Origin of the sequence: Moorena sp. SIO4E2 (genome assembly GCF_010671945.1) — a bacterium.
GTDB lineage: Bacteria > Cyanobacteriota > Cyanobacteriia > Cyanobacteriales > Coleofasciculaceae > Moorena > Moorena producens.
Window position 1 is genome coordinate 3,938 of sequence record NZ_JAAHIE010000409.1, and the last position, 2,812, is coordinate 6,749.

A 2,812-nucleotide genomic window follows, 5' to 3' on the forward strand; every position below is an offset into this window, starting at 1 on the left:
AAACTATTTCATAAACTATTTCATAAGGCAAAACGAAAAAGAACAGTAAATCTAGTCAACAGTGCCCGTAATAGTTCCGAAAAAACGGCTCATGATTCGGCTGAGCATGGTATTACTAAAGTATCCCTCGGGCAGGTAATAGCTCCCTACGGGATTCTGACAGCAATTCTGCTGATCTCTCGTTTAGTTGTTCCTTTAAAAATTTGGCTCAAGAGCCATTTTGTGATATCAATAGCTACCATCAATCTAAATCTACCCCTGCTTTACAACCCAGGCTTTTATTTACTTTTGACAGCTTTGGCTACAGTCACAATTTTGGGAACAGTCGTACACAAACTGCGAGTGATAACAAGGCAAGCTTGGCAACAATTTATCCCTGGAGCCATCGCACTCGCCTGTTTTCTAGCAGCCTCTCAAGTTATGCAAGCCAGTGGCATGATAGCTAGTCTAGGCATGGCCGCAGCAACACTTGGTGACAAGTATATATGGGTTGCACCTTGGTTAGCTGCTCTAGGAGGCTGGATTACTGGTTCAAATACTGCGAGTAATGCCCTACTTTCCCAATTACAACAAGAGGTAAGCATTCAGTCTGGCTTACCACTACAGTGGCTGATGGGAGCTCAGAATGGAGCTAGCGCCCACGCCACGATGATTTCACCTGCTCGTGCTATTATTGCTGCCACTGCTGTTGGGTGGTCTGGAGCTGAAGTCTTCTTGCTCCGGCAGATGGGACTAGTAGTTCTAGGAGCAGTGGCAGTTATTATGTCACTTCTGGTTTTGGCTGTACCATAAAATCTCTATTTTTAGATAGAGTAAGTATCAAATAAATAACTGAACATAAATTATGTTAAATTTATGTTCTCTTGGTTAATAAACTTAAAGTTGCTCAAACCCTTTCTGTTCCAAGATACCCGATCCCTGCTCCGAAGTTCCCTGCTCTGAACAGTCAACTTGAATTATGTCTGGCTACCGAGTATGATATGTAAATCCTAGAGATGGTTGAGCGAAATGACCCAGCTGAAATGCCCTAAATGTCAAGGAACCTTAGAAGCAGTTGTGTATTCAACGATTCCTGTAGACCGCTGCACCAGTTGTCAAGGGATCTGGTTTGATTCCATGGAAGCTCAAATGTTGAAGGAGATAAAAGGTTCCGAGATTATAGATACAGGTGACCCGAAAACAGGGAGTAACTTTAATAAAATTAGAGATATCAATTGCCCGAAATGCCAGACAAAACTGACCAAAATGGTTGATATAAAACAGACTCATATTCGGTATGAAAAATGCCCGGTATGCTATGGTCTCTGGTTTGATGCTGGTGAATTTAAGGATTATAAGGAAGAGGTAATAGCAGACTTTTTTAAGGATATCTTTAGCTAATTAATAGGCTAATTAATAGGCTAATTAATAGGCTAAGTAGCAATTTTTAATGTCAATTAATTTGCTGCCACTGGGAAAACCTATGGGAAAAGGTAGTAGCTTGACCAGGATGCTAATTTCCCTGATCAAGCAGGTTCAAAATACTCAAGTCGGAAATGATCAGGTCTATTCGGCTGGTTTAGGTAAAGTGATGATAAATTCACTATATGCTCCCACTTCAGTTTCCAGCTTCAAGGTTCCTCCCTGACTGCCTGACACATCTGTGTGAAAACCAAACAGATCAGGTTCTACACTTTAAAGACCGAATACGGGAAAACCAAATCTGGTCGTAGTAATCATCCTCAGCTTTATGGCATGCAAAGCACGGTTGCGAATTCTTAGGTAACAACGGTACTGGCCCGACTGAGTTGCCTACCTTTATTGACTACTCCTTTGAGCCAGCGCAGACCAATTTTGAGATAGCTTAGACCTCGAAACCAATGGGGATCTACCTGCCTCCTTCTGCCTTGAAGTTGAACAGCCGAAGACGCAATCACTACTTTTGAGTGCAATTGGGGGGATTGTCATAACTGTCGGATCATCTCAAAGCCATCCATCTGTGGCATCAACAAGTCAGTGATAATCAGGTCTGGTGAAAATGCTGTGGCTTCGTCTAAAGCCTCTTGACCACTGCTAGCTTCGATCAGTTCAAATCCCAGGGGAGCCAGCAGATTGACAATCACCCAGCGATTTTCCTGTTTATCATCCACCACCAGAATGCAATACCAAGTAGGGTTCTAGTGCCAGATTCGATTGACTCAGTGATGGGATAGCCTGGAGCTGTAATCATTATGGGTTAGAATCATTGAACAACATGGACTTCTGTGAGGCCAGTTACATATAGAGTTCCCGGCTAGTCCGACCCAAATAACGGCTTTGTACTTGTAGGGGGATGATTTATGGAGATCGGTAAGAGACGGGAAGTGGGGGAAGATACTGCAAGAAGGGGAAGTAAGCGGTGAGGTATCTAATCTGAATTAGCACGTAAGCATTCAGCTATCAGCTATCAGCTATTAGCTTGCATAGGTAAGCCTTCGTTTAATCTCTGTTAGGTCAGCTGTTCGGGTAGCGTGGCCACAAGCCAAGGGCTTTTACCCAGACTTTCAATTATCATTAATCTCGAATTATTAAATTCTCCCGTTTGTGCATTGCGCATAGGCGCACGCTACGCGAACGGCGCACGCTATGGGAACGAGGTTTGTTTTAAGCTGACAGCTGACAGCTGACAGCTGACGGCTGTCAGCTTACATTAGCACTAGGAATTAGCACTATTAATGCTACAAATGATTTCTTTGATTGAATCCCTAAGGGGGCAGGGGTGCTCAAGAGCAAGGGAGAGGACTTTGAAGTTTTTCCCCCTTACTCAAAAATAGATAAAAAATAGACAATTTAA

General features: G+C 43.1%; 4 protein-coding genes. 2 read left to right on the top strand and 2 right to left on the bottom strand.

From position 1 onward, the window contains the following. Both F6K37_RS28940 and F6K37_RS28945 read left to right on the top strand, forming a co-directional pair. On the top strand, positions 1 to 792 hold a 792-nt coding region (locus F6K37_RS28940; RefSeq protein ID WP_287253899.1), incomplete at its 5' end, for an L-lactate permease. A 216-nt stretch (positions 793 to 1,008) separates the two neighbouring features. After that, the gene (locus F6K37_RS28945; protein WP_044492624.1) at positions 1,009 to 1,380 is read left to right on the top strand and encodes a TFIIB-type zinc ribbon-containing protein; all 372 of its coding nucleotides are present in this window, start codon (positions 1,009 to 1,011) and stop codon (positions 1,378 to 1,380) included. 377 nt (positions 1,381 to 1,757) lie between these two features. Here the strand turns inward: F6K37_RS28945 and F6K37_RS28950 are convergent, their stop codons facing one another. Together F6K37_RS28950 and F6K37_RS28955 are read right to left on the bottom strand one after the other, a co-directional pair. Then, positions 1,758 to 1,916: a hypothetical protein gene (locus tag F6K37_RS28950; RefSeq protein WP_287253902.1), complete on the bottom strand. Its 159-nt coding sequence runs from the start codon at positions 1,914 to 1,916 to the stop codon at positions 1,758 to 1,760. 27 nt (positions 1,917 to 1,943) lie between these two features. After that, the gene (locus F6K37_RS28955; protein WP_008182279.1) at positions 1,944 to 2,132 is read right to left on the bottom strand and encodes a response regulator; all 189 of its coding nucleotides are present in this window, start codon (positions 2,130 to 2,132) and stop codon (positions 1,944 to 1,946) included. Positions 2,133 to 2,812: the final 680 nt, after the last annotated feature.

What these genes read in the sequence shown, in the direction of transcription:
- F6K37_RS28945 (WP_044492624.1), top strand. Translation starts at nt 1,009, where the DNA reads ATGACCCAGCTGAAATGCCCTAAATGTCAAGGAACCTTAGAAGCAGTT.